This is a genomic window from Vibrio sp. CyArs1 (assembly GCF_022432925.1).
GTDB lineage: Bacteria > Pseudomonadota > Gammaproteobacteria > Enterobacterales > Vibrionaceae > Vibrio > Vibrio mediterranei.
In genome coordinates, this window is sequence record NZ_JAKRBO010000001.1 from 649,578 (window position 1) to 667,249 (window position 17,672).

A 17,672-nucleotide genomic window follows, 5' to 3' on the forward strand; every position below is an offset into this window, starting at 1 on the left:
CTGTTAAGAATGGTGAATGTGGACACTCGCTTTTTATTACTTTAAACCACCCATAAACATGTATTTCATCTCCATAAACTCTTCCATTCCATGTCGGGAACCTTCACGCCCTAGCCCCGACTCTTTAACTCCTCCAAATGGTGCAGCAGCAGTAGAAATGAGACCTTCATTGATACCAATCATACCCACTTCCAACGCATCACCAACTGTCCACGCCTTCGCCAACGACTGAGTATAGAAATAAGCAGCCAATCCTGAGTCTGTGTTATTTGCTCTGGCAATCACTTCTTCGACTGACTGGAACTTAAATAATGGCGCCAACGGCCCGAAGGTTTCTTCATGTGCTACTAACATATCATCGGTGACACCTGTCAATACGAAAGGAGTCACAAACTGACGATAGCGCTCATCAAATCCACCGCACCGAATCTGAGCACCTTTTACAATGGCATCATCCACGTGCGATTGTACTTTTGCCACGGCTTGAGCATTAATCAGAGGCCCTATGGTCACGCCTTGCTCAAAACCGTCGCCTACTTTTAACGCTTGGACTTTCTTGGTTAACTTAGAAGCAAATTCATCATAAACCGCCTCCTGAACAAAAATACGGTTTGCGCATACACAGGTTTGTCCAGCATTTCTGAACTTTGCAATCATCGCCCCTTCAACAGCGGCATCTATATCAGCATCATCAAATACAATGAACGGAGCATTACCTCCAAGCTCTAGCGCCATTTTTTTAATAGATGAGGCGGATTGATTCATTAGGATCTTACCTACGTTAGTTGACCCAGTGAACGATACTTTGCGCACCCATTTGTGTGCAGTAACAACGCTGCCGATTTCAACTGCGTCACCGGTAATCACGTTTAGCAGTCCATTAGGAATACCCGCCTGTTGTGCTAATTCAGCGAGAGCAAATGCAGTAAAAGGCGTATCAGGCGCTGGTTTTAACACTACTGAACAGCCCGCTGCAAATGCAGGTGCACATTTTCTGGTGATCATCGCTGCAGGAAAATTCCAAGGCGTGATTGCTGCGACCACACCAATAGGCTCCTTAGTCACAACGATTTTTCCATCAGTCTTATGACTAGGGATCATTTCTCCATAAGCGCGTTTCGCTTCTTCGCTATACCACAATACAAAGCTTGCAGCGTAGGTAATCTCACCTTTCGCTTCTGCATGTGGTTTGCCCTGTTCTGAGGTTAAAATTGTGGCAAGATCTTCGGTATTTTCAACAATCAAATCATACCATTTTCTCAATACCACGGACTTATGCTCGGCAGTGGTGTCCTTCCACAATTGGAATGCAGATTGTGCAACCTCAACACTTAACTCTGCTTCCGCTTTGCCCAGTCGAGGCACTGAACCAATCTCTTGTTGATTCGATGGGTTATAAACCACATCATAAGTGCCGTTAGGTGAACTAAACCATTCACCGCCAATAAAACAGCGTTGCTGAATCAATAATTTAGGATTATTGAGTTTCATGTGCTCTCCTAGTCAATCACTTCAAATACTACGTTAACTTGCCCTGTGCCAGAGCTAGGGAAGTATTCTGTTATTACTTCACTTCTACCTTCATACTTATCCCATCCCAGAGCGCCAAATAGCATAGCAGTGTCATGCATTCCCCCTTCACCTGAACAAAGGTTTGCATAATCAGGAAGCATCTCGAGGAAAGTGCCGTAATCACGCTGGGCCCAGAGTTCCAGTACGCGCAAGTCTACTTGGCGGTTAAACTCCTTTGAGATAGTGAACGTGCCGTTGTTGGCTTCATACTCCTCATTATTCCATATTCTGTGTGATAGCGAGCCAGAGGCTAGTAACATCACTCGACTGCAACTTTCTTCTATCGCTTCACGGATGGCTTCTCCGAGTTTGCGTGAAGACTCAATATCATGCACCGTGCACCACGCAGCAATTGAGACCACTTTAAACTGACAGTCTTCATTCATATAACGCATTGGCACTAGCGTGCCGTACTCTAGGTCTAATGATTCAACTTGATGAGACAAAGTAAACACGCCTTTTTCAGTCGCGCACTCTGCGATTTTATCGCCTAAATCAGTATTACCGTAATATTGGTATTCTAGGTTTTGGATAAAATGAGGGAACTCGTTACTGGTATAGTTTCCCGAGAATCTATCTCGCGAGTTAATATGATATCCAGCATTCACCAGCCAGTGTGTATCCAGAACCACCACTGTATCGACATCAAGATCTTTAGCCATCTGAGCAATTTGTTTATGCCCATCTATCGCTGATTTACGACAACCATGTAATCTGCCTGGTTGCTCTGACATGATCATGGTAGGCACGTGAGTAATTTTGGCGGCAACACATAATTTTCCCATTTTCGGTTCCTTTTGAATAAGGCTTCGCTCTGTGGCAAGAAGCTCCATTATTGGTTGATAGGTTATTGAATATAAAACTAATACAAACTGAAGATCGTAATGACACTGGTCGTCACTACACTGACCGTTGCCATCGCTATAATGGTGGTAGGTAGTAGAACCGCCGAACACAACCCTCCCATGTTGTATCTCTGCCCAATTACGGCATAGACACCAAACATTGGCATACTCGCCAAAATGACAGCGACTGCACTCATCGTAGGATCGAGATCGAACCAAAGGACAATCATCACCAGCAGAAGCAGAGGATGAATGACTAGTTTTCCAAATACTACTGTCCCTATCTCCTTTTTCATGCCATTGACTCGCACACCAACCAAGCCGCCGCCAATCGTAAACAGCGCAACACCGGTAACAGTATTGGCGAGCATCTCGACCATCCGTTCAGCCATTTCTGGTGTATTGATGTTCAGTCCAGAGACCAACATCCCGAGCAAAATAGACAATACGATCGGATTCTTTAAAACGCTTCTCCCTGTATCTGATAGCTTCTTAAGAAAACGAGTAGATTTGTTCGAGTTAGACATATCTGCAAGAGCTAACAAAAGCGGCAACATAATTAAATTCTCAACAACTAAGGTCAGAGAAAATGGTACTAATGCAGAGGTACCGAACAGGAAGTAAATAACGGGAAAACCGATCAACAAGCTGTTGGAAAAGCAGCTTCCCAACCCCAGAATAGTACTTTCTGTGACCGTTTTTTTTAGCGCAAAAACACAAAGAACAGCAACAAACGTAAAGGCTAAAAGCGAACCAACGGTGTACACCATTACATAAGCCACATTCCATACCTCTTCCAGAGGCTTAGTACTTAATGCACTGAAAATAGCGGCTGGCAATCCGAAGTTGAAAACAAACGCTGCCAACGCTTTATGACCATTTTCCGGTATGACTTTATTCTTAGAAGCAAGATAACCCAGGCCAATAACAAGAAATACCGGGAGAATAGTCATCACTACATATTGGAGATGTTCGATAGCTATCACGAGTCTTCTCCTTCCACTTTCAAGTCTGAGACTGACTAGTAAGCTTCTGATGAATATTATTTTTCTTAAAATTAAGCTCTGGATGCAGTTCTATCATCTCAAAGCCAATACTTAAGTATTGCTGTTCGAATACTGGCTTTAAATACGCTGAAAATACCTCGAAAATTTGTTCAGCAGCTTTTCTTCTAACATCTAGGTCTCTGCCCGTACCGACTTTTGCCGTTAGGTGGACAAACCTATTTTCTGGATCCTCATCCGCGATAAGATAGTAATCACTTTTGACCGCACGGGTTCGAATTCCACCCTTAGGAAAAACACCCGTAGCAATGGCTTCTCGATGGATAACTTTCATTAATTCCGGTATGTCTACATCCTTCTCTATGTTTGGTGAGAACTCCATTATGAAATGCGGCATTTTCATCTCCTTAAAATAGGCTCGCTACAATCGCTGAAACGAGCCTGCGCAATTGCCATTACTTTTAACGAATACTGAATGGTCAAATGACCTAGCGTTTTCCTAACGTCGGAACGTTGTGTGTATCATGAGCAATACAGATATTTTTAGTTTCCATGTAGAAGTCAAAGCTCCAATCTCCCCCGTCTCGCCCAATCCCAGACATTTTTACTCCTCCAAAAGGCGATGGTAGATTGCGGTTGTTTTCTGAATTCACCCAAATCATGCCCGCTTCCACCTTACTCGCCAATCGCATGGCTCGACCCGTATTGGATGTCCAAATGTATCCCGACAACCCGTAATCCGTATCGTTCGCTATCTCAATCGCCTGTTCCTCGGATTCAAATTCGATGCAAGTAAGCACTGGACCGAAAATCTCTTCTTTGGCAATACGCATAGTATTATCGGCTTCAGTAAACAACGTTGGCGTAAGGTAGTTACCGTTACCTAACTCCTTGATAGCTCGACCACCAACTGCTACTGTCGCTCCATCCTCTTTTGCAGCATCCATATAGCTAAGCACTTTGTTGTAGTGCGACTGATGAACTAGCGGCCCTACTTCTGTTTCTGGGTCTAACGGATGTCCTACCTGAATATTTTCCACACGTGCCTTTAACGCTTCGATAAATTTAGGTTTGATTCCTTTTTGAATTAGCAATCGACTGGAACTTGTGCAGCGCTGCCCATTTAGGCTGTATATCATGAAAACCACCGCATCCAGTGCACGTTCAAAGTCCGCATCATTAAACACGATCACTGGGTTTTTACCGCCTAGTTCAAAGTGAACTCGTTTTAATGTCGGCGCGCCTTGCGCTTGGATCATGGAACCAGTGACTGTCTCACCAACAAACGCGACTGCTTTTATGGCTTTGTGCTCGGTCAGCGCTTTGCCAGCAACTTCGCCGAAACCATTCACCATGTTCCACACTCCGGCCGGCAACCCCGCTTCTTCGGCACACTCTGCAAGAATGGCTGCCGTCAAAGGACTAAACTCGGCTGGCTTATGCACAACGGTACAGCCCGCGGCTAACGCTGGTGCAATCTTCCAAGTAGAAAGCATAAACGGAGTATTCCAAGGCGTAATCACGCCCACTGGCCCAATTGGTGTCCTAACGGTATAGTTTGTATGGTCATCTTGATGAAGTGATAGACCGTTTTTAGCTTCCGGTGATTTGTCAGCAAAGAAACGGAAATTGGCAGCACCACGAATCGCAGCTTGTTTCATAAATCGTAATGGCTGCCCACAATCCATAGATTCAACAAGCGCAATTTCTTCAGCACGCTCTTCTATTTTATCCGCTAAACAATGAAGTATCTTCTTACGTTGAGCACCAGGTAAATCGGCCCACTCAGTAAACGCTTTCTGTGCTGCTAAACACGCTTGATGTACATCTTCTTCAGAGCCTTTAACCACCAACCCCAAGGGTTCGTTGTTCGTTGGCGAGAGATTCTCAAATGTTTCCCCTTCGCTTCCAAGTGTCCATTCGCCGCCAATATAGTGACCTAAAGTGCGTTCCCTGTATTTAGTGAGATATTGTTCTGCTTTAGTCAAATTTAAGTCGAGTTGTTGAGCCATGATGTAATTCCTTTATCCTTTTGAATTTATCGTTGTTCGTAGAATGCCTGCTCAGATAACACTGGGTTTTCAAGCGTACCCACCTCTGCGATTTCGCACGTCACTACATCACCCGGTTGAATGTCTTTCAGACCTTTAGGTGTGCCCGTCGCAATTAGGTCTCCGGGTTTAAGAGTCATAAATTGGCTTAGATATTCAATAAGAAATGGAATGTCGAAAATCATATCCGCCGTCGTACCTTGCTGAGTGACTTCACCATTAACACGAGTTTCCAACGTCAGGTTGTTGATATCTCCAATATCATCAATATCCACTATCCAAGGTCCAATCGGACAAAGAGAGTCTCGGCTTTTTACTCGTAGATTTGGACGGTAGTAATTCTCTAAATAGTCACGGATGGCGTAGTCGTTACATACCGTCAAACCCGAGACGTATTGCAAAGCATCTTGACGCTTCACGTTTCGTGCTTCCTTGCCAATCACAGCAACAAGCTCACATTCATAATGCATAAACTCGATATCATCAGGGCGGTAAGAAGGTTGACCGTGTGCTGTTAATGTATTTTGACCTTTAAGGAAAACCAGTGGCTCTTTAGGTGGTTCAAAAGCAAGCTCTGAAGCGTGATCGGCATAATTAAGACCCAGCGCAAAAATGGTTCCTGGGTTCTCTATTGGTACCAGCCACTTAAACGTATCCTTTGCTATTTTTTCGCCAGATTGCTTCGTTACAGATAAATCATCATTCACCGTTACGTTTAGCGTTTGCCCTTGATAATCTATTCTTGCCCGTCTCATTTACTCACCTCCTGTAACAATATTTTCAAGGCGAAGTACATCACCTAAGCTTGAATTCACTTGGTCATAAGGTTGCAACTCCACGCGCTCACCAGCAAATCCAACAGCAATTACGTCTCCTTTTTCTAAGGTCATGATGTGGGAAATTTTGCTGATAAGTGTCTCAATCGAACGGTGTTGACGACTTATTGGAAAGTAACGTTTAACAGAGCCGTTCACAGACGTCGTCAGCTCAAGCTCTCTAAGGTTCGGTATGTCAGAAGCTGATACTGGCGCAGACAAGGTTGCGGAATTGTCTAAACATTTTCCTTTAATATCTGGGCGGTAGTAGCTTTTCTCTGGGAGGGAAAAGTCATGCAGCAACGCGAAGCCGCCAATATACTCTTCGGCATTTTGCACGGCGACTCGACAGCATTGCTGCCCGATAATAACCGCAAGACTCGCTCCAACAACCAACGCTTTATCTTGGTGTGGCCAATCAATGGGACTATTGTCATTATTCCAAGTATTGTGGGGTTTGAAGTACAATACTGGTTCAGTGGGTAGAGCCTTATAGGGTGCTTGTTCAAACTCAATCGTCATCTTATCCAATTGCTGTTGGTCATTGAGAGCCACACACACCACTTTTCCTTGTAGTTTTGTTTTCATCATATTTCCTGCTTAATAAACGTTATCAATGACTGGCGTTTCAATGTCATCTACATGGTTAAGCTTGTAAGCAAGTTGTTCTGCACCAAGTCGGAGCAACAACGTATCAACACCAGCACCTATGAACTTAACGCCTCTCGCTGCATATTCGCGTGCTTGCTGAGGGTTTAATGACAGTATCCCCGTTGCTTTACCGGCGTGTTGAATGACCTCTATCGCGTGGTCAATTGCTGCAACAACTTCTGGATGAGACGGGTTACCGATATGCCCCATTGAGCCCGACAAGTCCGAAGGTCCGATAAATATGCCGTCAATACCTTCCACCGCTGCAATTGCTTCAATATTGTCAATAGCTTGCTTGGTTTCGACTTGCACCAAAATACAGATCTGCTCATTCGCTCGGTGTAGATATTGAGGAACTCTATTCCACTGGGACGCTCTTGCTAAAGCACTGCCAATACCACGGTGACCGAGTGGCGGATAAAGTGCTGACTTAACCACTTGCTCGGCTTCGTTCGCATCATTAACCATCGGTACTAAAACCGTTTGTGCGCCAATATCGAGCAACCTTTTGATTAGTGTTGGATTACCGTCTTCCGCTCTGACGATTGGTGAAGCACTGTGAGGCGCCAGAGCTTGTAAGTGATGCTTAATACCCGTTAGATCAAACGAAGCATGCTCACCATCAATGAGTACCCAATCGAACCCAGCGCTTCCACAGATCTCTGCACAACTTGTGTCAGGTAACCCCAACCATAACCCCCACAATGGATCATGGCCTTTTAAAGATTGTTTAAATTTGTTTTCAAGCATCTCAATTATCCTTAAACAAATTTGACCGAGATTCCGCCTAATGGACCAAAGTCCGCGTGAATCGTATCTCCCTCTTTCACTGCTACGGGACGAGTGAAAGAACCCGCTAAAATGACCTGTCCAGGCTCTAATGAAACACCATGTGGTGCAAAGCGTTTGCATACCCAACATATACCATTCGCAGGATGCCCTAATACGCCAGCTGCCAACCCGGTTTCTTCAATTTGTCCGTTGAGGTAAAGCATGGCGCCTGCCCAACGAAGGTCTAATTCTGTAGGTTTAATTGGCCTTCCACCGATAATGATTCCTCCGTTAGCCGCGTTATCCGCGATTGTGTCGTAAACTTTTCGCGTATAACCAGTTTCGGGATCAGTTCGGTGACAACGAGCAGCTATCAGCTCCAATGCTGGAACCACATAGTCGGTAGCATTAAGCACATCAAAAATAGTGACATTGTCACCTTCTAGTTTTTCTTTTAGTACGAAGGCAAGCTCAACCTCAATACGAGGATCGAGAAAGTCGCCAACAGGTATCTGTGAGCCGTCTGAAAAAAACATGTCGTCGAGCAGTACGCCATAATCCGGTTGATCAATGCTGACTGCCATTTGCATCGCTCGAGACGTAAGGCCAATTTTGTAACCTTTGACTTTTGCACCCTCTCTTTTCTTCCTATCTACCCATCGACTTTGAATTTTGTATGCGTCTTCCATCGACATTTCTGGGTAATCAAGCGTAAGAGCGGTAATTTGCTCTCTATTCTTCTCTGCTTTATAAAGGCGTTCCGCAGCTACTTGAATTTGCTCTTCTGTTAACATTCGACTTCCTTTCGTTTCAGTACTGACTTCTATTTCGACCTTTTAATTATCAACTGGCCTTTGCAAACCGAGCGATACACTCGCCGATTTAATTAACATGTTAAGTACTTTAGTTAATATATTAAATAAAGTCCAGAAACCCAAACTCACCACATAAGACACTGATATTTATATATTATTTGATATATTCTCGTTTTATAGACCATGAGACTGTAATCCATTTACATTGTAAAATTGATTAACATCACACTATTGTGCCAACAGAAGAAGTGAAATGAGGTTTTTATCACTTAGTTCTTTTTATAAACCTGTGATTAATTTTTGATTCATTGATCTAGTTAACATATTAAGCATTTTGCCTACATTTAATTAACACAACAGATTCGCATTCTGATAAAAGTAGTTAATATATTAAGTATTCAAACAACGACTCACTAAGTGGGCAATGCTCAAGCAGGAACAGAGCAATAAATAAACCGTGAAACGAAAGGAAATACGTTATGCGAGTAAACAAAGTCGCCACCATTACTAGTACTGCTCTACTTTTATTAAGTTCTTTCTCTGTACACGCAGAACCAGAAAAAATAATTAAAATAAGCACTTGGGGCTCCCCAAACCATGGTATCAACAAAGTGGTTTGGCCAACTTGGGGTCAATGGATCGAAAAAGCTACAGATGGTCGGGTTGGTATTAAAATCGAGTATGATCTTGCACCACCTCAAACACAGATAGATGTAGTTACTGATGGTATCGGTGATGTAACTTGGATCTTCCATGGACATAAAGCAGGTCGTTTTCAGTTAACTCAACTTCCTGAAATTCCAACTTTTTCTGAAGGTACTAGCTCAGAGTTAATGTCTCAGGCTTATTGGCGTACATACGAGAAGTATCTGAAAAAAGGTCGTGAACATCGTGGCGTTGAAGTAATGGCGCTAAGCGTACATGGACCTGGACAACTCATCACCAAAAATCCAGTCAAATCACTAGAGTCTCTCCAAGGCAAAAAGATTCGTGTCGGCGGTGGTGTTATTTCATCCGTTGCTAAAGATATGAAGGTAACACCTGTCTTTATTCCCACCACCAAAGTCTACGAGTCGATCTCGCAAGGTGTCGTCGAGGGCGCTTATCAACCTGTAGAAGCATTGAGCTCGTTCCGCCTAGCAGAAGTCGCAGATAACACTTTAGTGATTCCTGGTGGTCTGTACCGCGGTAGTTTTGCAATCGTCATGAATCTCGACACGTTGCATGACCTATCTAAAGAGGACCAAGAAGCAATTAAGAATGTCTCGGGTGAGAAGCTATCGCGCTTATTTGGTAAAATGTGGGATGACGTGGACAATTCCGCTTATACCACTGCTTTGGAAGGCGGCCATACTTTCACTCCAGCCTCCCCAGAAATGATCGCTGAACTCAAGAAATCGAGTGAGCCATTAGTTTCCAACTGGTACAAGGTTGCGGAGAAACGCAAAGTTGATGGCCACGCGGCTTACGACTACTTCTATCAACAACTTGAACAAGGATTGTAGTAATTATGAATGGTTTTAGTATTGCTAAGACCATACAGCGAGGGCTTGAAGCTCTCGCTGCCATCAGCTTACTGCTCATGATGTTGATTACGTTTGTTGATGTGACTGGTCGATATTTCTTTAACGCTCCTGTGATGGGTTCGACTGAGCTTATTGAAGTATTGCTCGCAGTTATGGTTTTTATGGCGTTTCCTCTTGTCTCTTGGAATGAAGAGAATATTTGTGTCGACCTTCTGGATAACTACTTTCCTGAAAAATGGATAGGCCTAAGACAGGTGGTGATCAACCTCATTTGCTCATGTTCTTTAATACTTGTAGCCATGATGAACTGGAAGTTAGCCGGTCGCTCGTTGGATTACGAAGAAGTAACAGAAATACTCGAGATGCCACTGGGATACGTCACGTATTTGATATCGATTACTGGCTTTGTAGGCGGAGCATTAACAGGCCTTAACGCATTGCTTTATGCCAAGGGTCTATTTAATAGTAAACCAGCAAAAAATACGATAAACACAACGAGCAAGGAGGCTTAAATGATAGAGTCCATTATTGGCTTTACAGCCCTTATCATCATGGTATTTCTTCGCTTGCCACTTGCTTTTGCAATGGGAGTTGTTGGCTTTATTGGCTTTTGGTACATCAACGATTACAACTGGAACGCGGCAATGTCGATGGCAGCAAGACGCATTATCGACACCGGACAAGATTACAGTCTTTCCGTCATACCACTATTTATCTTGATGGGTAACTTTGTCACCAAAGCAGGGCTATCCAATGAACTATACCGAGCGTGCAATGCGTTTGTCGGCCACAAAAAAGGTGGCTTATCCATGTCGACCATTTTGGCTTGTGGTGGGTTTTCAGCGATTTGCGGCTCAAGCTTAGCGACGTCTGCCACCATGTCTAAAGTCGCCATGCCGCCAATGAGAAAATATGGATATTCAGACGGTTTGGCCGCGGCCTCGATTGCTGCTGGCGGAACACTTGGAATTTTGATTCCTCCAAGCGTCATGCTCGTTATCTACGGTCTATTAACCGAGAGCAGTATACGAGAGTTATTTGCCGCAGGCTTCCTACCAGGCCTACTTGGTATTGGTCTTTATCTCGCAGCCGTTCAATGGGTAGTCTTTCGATCGCCAGACAGCGCGCCTCCCGGAGAACGCGTTAACTGGAAAGGACGATTTGTTGCCTTAAGAGGGATTCTATCGACACTACTTCTTTTTGTACTAGTCATGGGAGGCATATACGTCGGTGCGTTCACGCCAACTGAAGCTGCTGGTATAGGTGCTACTGGAGCGTTTGCCCTTGCTGCGTATCGTCGTAAACTGAATTATCAGGTCATGCGAGATATTCTTGTCGACACAGCAAAAACTTCTGCCTCTTTGTTCGCCGTGGTCATCTGTGCGCTGATTCTATCCAATTTCATCAACCGAGCCGGTTTACCTACCGCATTGGTTGAAATGATTCAAGCAGCCAACGTTACACCGATGATGGCGTTGGGGCTGATTCTATTGATATACATTATCTTGGGTTGCGTATTTGAAAGTATGTCAATGATGCTACTCACCGTACCAATCTTCTTCCCTGTAGTGGTAGAACTTGGTTTTGACCCTATCTGGTTTGGCATTGTGGTCGTTGTCGTAACAGAGATCAGCTTAATCACACCACCAGTCGGGCTAAATGTTTTTGTGCTGTCTGGGATTATTAAGGACATAAATACCGGGACCATCTTTAAAGGGGTGTTTCCGTTTTGGGTAGCCGACATGGTTCGCTTAGCAGTTATTGTTTTGGTTCCGGCAATTGTTCTGTTTTTACCTAACATGTTGTATTAACTAAGAAAGAGCTTTCCGTAGAGGAAAGCTCTTTTTCGTTTAGAGCAATGTATCTACATGTATTAGCTGACAAATAACTCACCATATATCAATAGGATGACTTCGCCTCGTTTCTGATATATGGTTTATTACGAGTAAGGAAATTATGAAGGTTAACTTAGTGACTAAATACGAAGATTCTCTCCCGCTACAACTTATTCGGGCCAGAGACATCGCAATGGAATACTTTCGCCCAGTTTTAGCCAGCAATGACATCACGGAACAGCAATGGCGTGTCATGCGTGTATTGGATACGAAAGGGGAAATTGACTTTACTACACTCTCCCGCGAATCTTGTATTCTAAGCCCAAGTCTGACTGGCATCATTAATAGGCTAGAGAAGCTTGGTTACGTTGAAAAGAAAAAATGCGAACATGACGGTCGTAAATCATACATCCATTTGACCAATAAAGCCGTTGCGCTGGTTGAGACGCTTCGACCTCGCATCGAAGAGCAATATGTATCACTTAAACAACGGATGGGTGAAGAGAAGTACTCACAACTTTCCAATTTGCTCAACGAACTTATTGATAGCAAGCACTAAAACACCCGCTTAGGCGGGTGTTTTCAAGTTTAGAACTCTAACTATGGCAATTAGGCCACTTCCGCTACTTTGACGTCAGCTTGCAGATGTTTAAATTGGCGGTCGAAGTACATGAGTGCGTCCTTATCCTGAGTCGTAATTGCTTCAACCTCTAAGAACAGCACTGTATGCGTACCCATTTCTTTCATATCACTAATACGCCCTTCCAGTGTCGTTAATGCTCCTTTTAACACTGGAACTTGATATTGATTTAGGTTCCACCCTTCTAAAGCAAAACGCTCTTCCATTTCCAATCCAGTCATCCCAGCGAAGTGCATGGACATTTCTTGGTGTTCACTCGCACATGTATTCACACACATACGACCATTTGCTTTGAAGATCTCATTTGACGCACTCGAGCGATTGACGCAGACCAATACAGTTGCCGGTGAGTCAGTCACCGAGCAAACTGCTGTCGCGGTAATGCCAACGGTTCCAGCCTCTCCGCCGGTAGTGACAATGTTGACCGCCGCAGCCAATTTAGACATAGCATTACGAAATTCTTGTTGTAGAGACATGGTATCTTCCTTATTTGATGACTTTAAATTGGTGCATTTATTAGCACTCCTTGTTATGTATCATCATTGTGGAGCACCTTGCTCGTACCGAACATAGACGGTTCACGCAATCGCTTGCACTTTTCGCAGTCCAGTGATTATAAAACTGCATAGAATTGACAATATTTCGAATATTCACTCTCGATAATTCTATTAAGCTCTGTTACCTTTACGCCATTAAATCGAGTGCTTTTAATTGATTAGACGGAACTATGCCTTCTCCACAAACCATCACAAAAATCGTAGAAATTGGCGACACACTTCATCGAAGTGGTTGTGCTCCATATAAAGTGGAAAAGTACGCGCAATACTATGCTCAAAAGCACGGACTTGATGTAATGGTTCAAGCAACACCTACCGCTATCAACTATCAGTTTCCGGACAAAAACAATACGGTAGTAATGAAGCGTTTAAAGCCAGCATCCATTAACCTCAGTTTGCTCGCGAATACCATTATCCGTATCAACCAACCAAGTAACGAACCGCTTCCTGAGCCCGTTGGTTACCCTAAATGGGTGGTTGCCCTAGCCAATATGGGGATTCCACCAGCCTATCTTATGTTGGTAGGAAGCACGCTTGAAGCGATTGGCTTCTCCATCTTATTGGGTTTGATGGTTTGGATATGCCAACTTATTTATAAAGGTCGCAACTCCATTGCTGTTGAGTTTGTATCTGCGTTATTGACAGGCGTTTTGGTTGCCTTCATTGCAAGTACAGGTGCGGCCATTCCTATTTGGGCGCTATGTATTGCATCGGTGGTACTATTTGTGCCCGGCCTATCTATTGCTAACTCTTTGGAGTGTTTGGCGTTCAATGATCTCGTTTCAGGTACTGCCCTATTAGGACAGAGTGCCCTTACCCTCATCAAACTGTTCATTGGTGTGATAATGGGCTTGAATATTGGTGAAGCTTTATGGGGGCAAACAGAATCACTCTCTTATACCAATGAGGTGCCACTCTGGCTTCATTGCTTTGGATTACTCCTTATCTCTACCTCAATCGGTGTGATTTTCAACGCTAGACCTAAGGATATTTTGTTGGGTCTTCCCGTTGCTGTATTAGGTATGTGGGGGCCATTTTATTTAGGCTTTGATAGCGGCTGGATCGTCGGTACTTGGGTCACCACTGTATTGATAACGTTATACGGTACATGGGTAGCGAAACGCTTGGATCTAACAGGCTCAATTTATATTGTTCAAGGCATTATTATTCTTGTTCCTGGTAGCCGCGTTCTCGTTAGTGCAAGTCAATCAGTGTTTGAACAATCGATTCTTCCGATACCAAACATCGGTTTATCCGCATTATTTATGTTCTCTGCTATCGTAGCCGGACAAATAACCGCATATTCGATCTACTCACCAAAGATTGAGCGATAAAATACTTAATAAGAAGATTATTTTATAGAACTCTAGTGGGATTCATAATAATAGAATTGTTTGCAAAATCTTTACAAAACTATTAATTCACTAATCGAAATAATGTTTTATATCAAAGGGTTATACCAGAAGCCCTTGTATTGACTTAGATCATAAAAATAAGCTCGTTTGTTTGAAATGTCATGTAATTGACACTTAAAAACGAGCTGAACTTCAAATATTCAGCAACTTTCCAAGTAACTATCTTTGACTTAAGTAAGAACTACCTTATATTCATGACTGGCTAGAAAAATAGTTCCATTGTTTACAAAAGGCATTCGTTGAATTCTCGGAATTCCCCCGACGCGTTGTACGCAATAGCAATTTACTTTTCCACGCTATAGCTGCCGGATTTGGCAAACAAGAAACAAAAGATAGTAAAATTTAGGATATAGATATGTCTAACACAGTTACTGGTACAGTTAAGTGGTTCAACGAAACTAAAGGCTTTGGCTTCATTCAACAAGAAAATGGTCCTGACGTGTTCGCTCACTTCAGCAACATCAAAGCGGACGGTTTCCGTACTCTAGCTGAAGGTCAAAAAGTGGCATTCAAAGTGACACAAGGCCAAAAAGGTCCTCAAGCTGAAGAGATTACTTTGGTATAACTGCCAGTAAGCAATACCTTTGATAAATAGCCAGCTAAGCTGGCTATTTTTATATCACTTGAAGCACATTCTCTCTATTGTTTATACCCTTTTGCGCCCATAAGCGTACTATAGACATCACTATTCTACGAATTAGACACTCCCATGGCACTAAAACCAACCATATATAAGTTTCGCGTAGCGTTAACGGATATGAATCGAGATTATTATGACTCTTTTAATCTGACCGTAGCACTGCACCCTTCTGAAAACCATCAACGTATGATGGCAAGGCTCATGGCTTTTTGTCTCAATGCCTCTCCTGATCTGCAGTTCACAAAGGGACTATCGACGATTGAAGAGCCTGATATCTGGGAAAAATCTCTCGACGATCAAACCTTACTTTGGATTGATATCGGTGAGCCTGACGTTGAGCGCGTCAAAAAAGCGACACGTTTGGCTAAAAAGACCAAAGTATACAGCTTCAACACTAAAAGCGACGTATGGTGGCAGCAAAACCAAGGTAAATTCGGTTACCTCGATGCCAGTGTTTATCGTTTCAATAATGACTCGATTGAAGCCCTCTCTTCGCTAGTCACTCGCACAATGGATCTCTCAGTCATGATTACCGGAACCTCATTATTTGTTGACGCAGAGACTGGATCAGCAGAAGTGACGATTGAGGAGTTGCAAGACAAATGATCGAATTGAGGGAAGCGCTCAACAGTATTAAGGTTAATCAAATTCAACTTGTCAATGTTCAGTCTGAAGCACTGGATAATTTGTGTGAACGAGAAAACTTGCTGTATGCAACAGCTCAAGAGAACAAGCCAGAATCTAGCCCAACTCACCTGCTTCTTGGCCTTTTCACTAAGTTAAACGTTGAAGCTCTTTCCTCAGTTGAATCTCATATAGAGCAAATCTCTGAAATGAAATCCATATTCGATCAACAGCTTGAAGAGAAACATGCGAAGGCTTTTCGGCTACCGGTGCTGGAAGAGTTGCAACTCGTCACGCATATATGGCTATATATTCAAGGCTATCTTGGTATGGATTATAGTTTGGCCAATGACCACGCAACACAAACCAGTAACGCAATCAGTGGATTGCTCGATCAAAGCGCTGATGCTCTACGTACTGACTTTAACCAAAGCTATTATCTTGGTTTTCGAGAATTTGAAGCAAACAAACCACCGTCTTCTGGATGGAAACGGTGGTTTGAGAAATGGTTCAACTAGCGAGCTGAATCCGCTCTTTAGTGGCGATTAAAGATTGGCGTGAGGTCCGAATACCTCGTAGTGAATTCTGTCTCGCTCAACGCCAATCGATTCAAGTTGCTTCACAACATGGTCCATAAAGACTACTGGGCCGCAGGTATAGAAGTGCCCAAAGTTCGTTGGAAGAGAATCTTTGATTTGTGCTAGATCCATTAAACCTGTGCTCGAATTATTGATACCCTCTGCATTAAGTGGTTCACGATACCACACTCTATGGTTCCAACCTTTTGCTGATACGATGGTATCTACCTCATCAATGAAAGAATGTTGCTGTTCGTTTTCACAGGCATGCAAATAGGTAACAGGATCGGACTTGCCATCCTTTGCCAACTGTTGAAGCATTGCTTGCATTGGCGTACAGCCAACACCTGCAGAAATCAGAACGACCGGCTTATTAACTTCTTTGTAGAAGAAGTCCCCTGCAGGAGGCAGTATTTCGATCACCGTACCCACTTCCACTTCATCATGCAAATAGTGAGATACCAAACCTAGCTGGTCGCTGTTATTACCTTCCTTCTTGACAGAAATTCGGTAATTTTCACCATTTGGAGCTTGGGAAAGTGAATACTGGCGAATTTCTACATTCTCACCTTTTGAAGGTGTGACCTGTACACCTAGGTACTGCCCTACTTCATAATCAAGGACTTTGCCGCCATCTTCTGGAGTAAGGACAAAACTCATAACCAACTCAGATTCAGGCTTTTTATCAGTTACCACAAATCGGCGAGTACCGCGCCATCCACCGGTCGCCTTTTCACGCAACTGGTATAGCTCTTCCTCACGATCAATAAAGATTTGCGCTAAGAATAGGTAAGCTTCAGTCCAAGCTTCTTCAACTTCTTTGGTAAACGCATCTGGCGCCAGCTCTCTTAAGGTCTCAATGAGGTGGTGACCAACGATTTGATAGTGTTCTGCTTTGATATTAAAACTAGTATGTTTGTGCGCGATACGTTCAACGGCTGTAGTAAGCGCCGCTAAGTTTTCAATATTTTTAGCATACGCAGCAACAGCTTCGAATAGAGCAACACTTTGACGCCCTGTCTTTTGGTGCGTCATATTGAAGATGTCCTTCAGCTCAGGGTTGTGAGAGAACATTCTTTGATAGAAATGCTGAGTTAAAGCAGGGCCTGCAGACTCAAGTAATGGAATTGTGCTCTTGATGATTTCGATATGGTTGTTATTTAGCATATACGCTCCCTAGAAGGCTTAGACTTTTACAGTACGAACTTCGACTGTCTCATATTGTTTTTTATAGTTTTAGTTGTATCCCTTGAGATATTTCTCTCGGGTATAGTGCGAGTTGAGAATCACACTTATTTGTTTTTCAACGAATACCTACAAAGCACATAGCGTG

At 43.4% G+C, this 17,672-nt stretch carries 19 protein-coding genes; 8 read left to right on the forward strand and 11 right to left on the reverse strand.

The genetic code is table 11. The features are described from left to right. Positions 1-36: 36 nt before the first annotated feature. From MMA19_RS03010 to hpaH, 9 genes are all read right to left on the reverse strand, one after another. The gene (locus tag MMA19_RS03010; RefSeq protein WP_006069575.1) at positions 37-1,491 is read right to left on the reverse strand and encodes an NAD-dependent succinate-semialdehyde dehydrogenase; all 1,455 of its coding nucleotides are present in this window, start codon (positions 1,489-1,491) and stop codon (positions 37-39) included. An 8-nt stretch (positions 1,492-1,499) separates the two neighbouring features. Then, a complete protein-coding gene (gene hpaD, locus MMA19_RS03015) occupies positions 1,500-2,357 on the reverse strand; it encodes a 3,4-dihydroxyphenylacetate 2,3-dioxygenase (protein ID WP_240205476.1) in 858 nt (285 codons plus the stop codon). Between the two features lie 77 nt (positions 2,358-2,434). Continuing rightward, the gene (locus MMA19_RS03020; protein WP_240205477.1) at positions 2,435-3,403 is read right to left on the reverse strand and encodes an AEC family transporter; all 969 of its coding nucleotides are present in this window, start codon (positions 3,401-3,403) and stop codon (positions 2,435-2,437) included. Positions 3,404-3,422: 19 nt separating this feature from the next. After that, positions 3,423-3,818: a 5-carboxymethyl-2-hydroxymuconate Delta-isomerase gene (locus MMA19_RS03025; RefSeq protein WP_198559007.1), complete on the reverse strand. Its 396-nt coding sequence runs from the start codon at positions 3,816-3,818 to the stop codon at positions 3,423-3,425. A gap of 91 nt (positions 3,819-3,909) precedes the next feature. Further along, positions 3,910-5,433: a 5-carboxymethyl-2-hydroxymuconate semialdehyde dehydrogenase gene (hpaE, locus tag MMA19_RS03030; protein WP_240205478.1), complete on the reverse strand. Its 1,524-nt coding sequence runs from the start codon at positions 5,431-5,433 to the stop codon at positions 3,910-3,912. A 26-nt stretch (positions 5,434-5,459) separates the two neighbouring features. After that, positions 5,460-6,227 (reverse strand): fumarylacetoacetate hydrolase family protein, encoded by a 768-nt coding sequence (locus MMA19_RS03035; protein WP_171390963.1) that lies wholly within the window; start codon positions 6,225-6,227, stop codon positions 5,460-5,462. Beyond that, positions 6,228-6,875 (reverse strand): fumarylacetoacetate hydrolase family protein, encoded by a 648-nt coding sequence (locus tag MMA19_RS03040; RefSeq protein WP_240205479.1) that lies wholly within the window; start codon positions 6,873-6,875, stop codon positions 6,228-6,230. 12 nt (positions 6,876-6,887) lie between these two features. Then, positions 6,888-7,688 (reverse strand): 4-hydroxy-2-oxoheptanedioate aldolase, encoded by an 801-nt coding sequence (gene hpaI, locus MMA19_RS03045; protein ID WP_240205480.1) that lies wholly within the window; start codon positions 7,686-7,688, stop codon positions 6,888-6,890. A gap of 11 nt (positions 7,689-7,699) precedes the next feature. Beyond that, positions 7,700-8,503, reverse strand: coding sequence for a 2-oxo-hept-4-ene-1,7-dioate hydratase (gene hpaH / locus MMA19_RS03050; protein ID WP_006069567.1), 804 nt, complete (start codon positions 8,501-8,503; stop codon positions 7,700-7,702). A 500-nt stretch (positions 8,504-9,003) separates the two neighbouring features. Here hpaH and MMA19_RS03055 point away from each other — a divergent pair, with 500 nt between their 5' ends. From MMA19_RS03055 to hpaR, 4 genes are all read left to right on the forward strand, one after another. Beyond that, the gene (locus MMA19_RS03055) at positions 9,004-10,029 is read left to right on the forward strand and encodes a TRAP transporter substrate-binding protein (RefSeq protein WP_240205481.1); all 1,026 of its coding nucleotides are present in this window, start codon (positions 9,004-9,006) and stop codon (positions 10,027-10,029) included. Between the two features lie 5 nt (positions 10,030-10,034). Then, complete coding sequence (locus MMA19_RS03060; RefSeq protein WP_006069565.1) at positions 10,035-10,562, forward strand: TRAP transporter small permease; 528 nt, start codon at positions 10,035-10,037, stop codon at positions 10,560-10,562. Then, a complete protein-coding gene (locus tag MMA19_RS03065; RefSeq protein ID WP_240205482.1) occupies positions 10,563-11,861 on the forward strand; it encodes a TRAP transporter large permease in 1,299 nt (432 codons plus the stop codon). A gap of 145 nt (positions 11,862-12,006) precedes the next feature. After that, entirely contained in the window at positions 12,007-12,444 is a 438-nt protein-coding gene (gene hpaR / locus MMA19_RS03070) for a homoprotocatechuate degradation operon regulator HpaR (protein WP_006069563.1), read from the forward strand. Between the two features lie 50 nt (positions 12,445-12,494). On the opposite strand, the gene hpaC is transcribed toward hpaR, so the two are convergent. Continuing rightward, a complete protein-coding gene (gene hpaC / locus MMA19_RS03075; RefSeq protein WP_006069562.1) occupies positions 12,495-13,001 on the reverse strand; it encodes a 4-hydroxyphenylacetate 3-monooxygenase, reductase component in 507 nt (168 codons plus the stop codon). A 251-nt stretch (positions 13,002-13,252) separates the two neighbouring features. Between hpaC and MMA19_RS03080 the strand changes: the two genes are divergently transcribed. The 4 genes from MMA19_RS03080 (at position 13,253) to MMA19_RS03095 (ending at position 16,279) form a co-directional block, all read left to right on the forward strand. Continuing rightward, positions 13,253-14,416 (forward strand): threonine/serine exporter family protein, encoded by a 1,164-nt coding sequence (locus tag MMA19_RS03080; RefSeq protein ID WP_240205483.1) that lies wholly within the window; start codon positions 13,253-13,255, stop codon positions 14,414-14,416. A gap of 436 nt (positions 14,417-14,852) precedes the next feature. Further along, a complete protein-coding gene (locus MMA19_RS03085; RefSeq protein WP_006069560.1) occupies positions 14,853-15,062 on the forward strand; it encodes a cold-shock protein in 210 nt (69 codons plus the stop codon). A gap of 144 nt (positions 15,063-15,206) precedes the next feature. Beyond that, on the forward strand, positions 15,207-15,743 hold the full coding sequence (locus tag MMA19_RS03090) for a YaeQ family protein (RefSeq protein WP_006069559.1): 537 nt from the start codon (positions 15,207-15,209) through the stop codon (positions 15,741-15,743). Beyond that, on the forward strand, positions 15,740-16,279 hold the full coding sequence (locus tag MMA19_RS03095) for a hypothetical protein (protein ID WP_006069558.1): 540 nt from the start codon (positions 15,740-15,742) through the stop codon (positions 16,277-16,279). Before MMA19_RS03090 ends, MMA19_RS03095 begins: the two co-directional genes overlap by 4 nt. Positions 16,280-16,306: 27 nt before the next feature. Here the strand turns inward: MMA19_RS03095 and hmpA are convergent, their stop codons facing one another. Continuing rightward, the gene (hmpA, locus tag MMA19_RS03100; protein WP_062461192.1) at positions 16,307-17,506 is read right to left on the reverse strand and encodes an NO-inducible flavohemoprotein; all 1,200 of its coding nucleotides are present in this window, start codon (positions 17,504-17,506) and stop codon (positions 16,307-16,309) included. Between the last annotated feature and the right edge of the window lie 166 nt (positions 17,507-17,672).

What these genes read in the sequence shown, in the direction of transcription:
- MMA19_RS03010 (WP_006069575.1), bottom strand. Translation starts at nt 1,491, where the DNA reads ATGAAACTCAATAATCCTAAATTATTGATTCAGCAACGCTGTTTTATT.
- hpaD (WP_240205476.1), bottom strand. Translation starts at nt 2,357, where the DNA reads ATGGGAAAATTATGTGTTGCCGCCAAAATTACTCACGTGCCTACCATG.
- MMA19_RS03025 (WP_198559007.1), bottom strand. Translation starts at nt 3,818, where the DNA reads ATGCCGCATTTCATAATGGAGTTCTCACCAAACATAGAGAAGGATGTA.
- hpaE (WP_240205478.1), bottom strand. Translation starts at nt 5,433, where the DNA reads ATGGCTCAACAACTCGACTTAAATTTGACTAAAGCAGAACAATATCTC.
- MMA19_RS03035 (WP_171390963.1), bottom strand. Translation starts at nt 6,227, where the DNA reads ATGAGACGGGCAAGAATAGATTATCAAGGGCAAACGCTAAACGTAACG.
- MMA19_RS03040 (WP_240205479.1), bottom strand. Translation starts at nt 6,875, where the DNA reads ATGAAAACAAAACTACAAGGAAAAGTGGTGTGTGTGGCTCTCAATGAC.
- hpaI (WP_240205480.1), bottom strand. Translation starts at nt 7,688, where the DNA reads ATGCTTGAAAACAAATTTAAACAATCTTTAAAAGGCCATGATCCATTG.
- hpaH (WP_006069567.1), bottom strand. Translation starts at nt 8,503, where the DNA reads ATGTTAACAGAAGAGCAAATTCAAGTAGCTGCGGAACGCCTTTATAAA.
- MMA19_RS03055 (WP_240205481.1), top strand. Translation starts at nt 9,004, where the DNA reads ATGCGAGTAAACAAAGTCGCCACCATTACTAGTACTGCTCTACTTTTA.
- MMA19_RS03060 (WP_006069565.1), top strand. Translation starts at nt 10,035, where the DNA reads ATGAATGGTTTTAGTATTGCTAAGACCATACAGCGAGGGCTTGAAGCT.
- MMA19_RS03065 (WP_240205482.1), top strand. Translation starts at nt 10,563, where the DNA reads ATGATAGAGTCCATTATTGGCTTTACAGCCCTTATCATCATGGTATTT.
- hpaR (WP_006069563.1), top strand. Translation starts at nt 12,007, where the DNA reads ATGAAGGTTAACTTAGTGACTAAATACGAAGATTCTCTCCCGCTACAA.
- hpaC (WP_006069562.1), bottom strand. Translation starts at nt 13,001, where the DNA reads ATGTCTCTACAACAAGAATTTCGTAATGCTATGTCTAAATTGGCTGCG.
- MMA19_RS03080 (WP_240205483.1), top strand. Translation starts at nt 13,253, where the DNA reads ATGCCTTCTCCACAAACCATCACAAAAATCGTAGAAATTGGCGACACA.
- MMA19_RS03085 (WP_006069560.1), top strand. Translation starts at nt 14,853, where the DNA reads ATGTCTAACACAGTTACTGGTACAGTTAAGTGGTTCAACGAAACTAAA.
- MMA19_RS03090 (WP_006069559.1), top strand. Translation starts at nt 15,207, where the DNA reads ATGGCACTAAAACCAACCATATATAAGTTTCGCGTAGCGTTAACGGAT.
- MMA19_RS03095 (WP_006069558.1), top strand. Translation starts at nt 15,740, where the DNA reads ATGATCGAATTGAGGGAAGCGCTCAACAGTATTAAGGTTAATCAAATT.
- hmpA (WP_062461192.1), bottom strand. Translation starts at nt 17,506, where the DNA reads ATGCTAAATAACAACCATATCGAAATCATCAAGAGCACAATTCCATTA.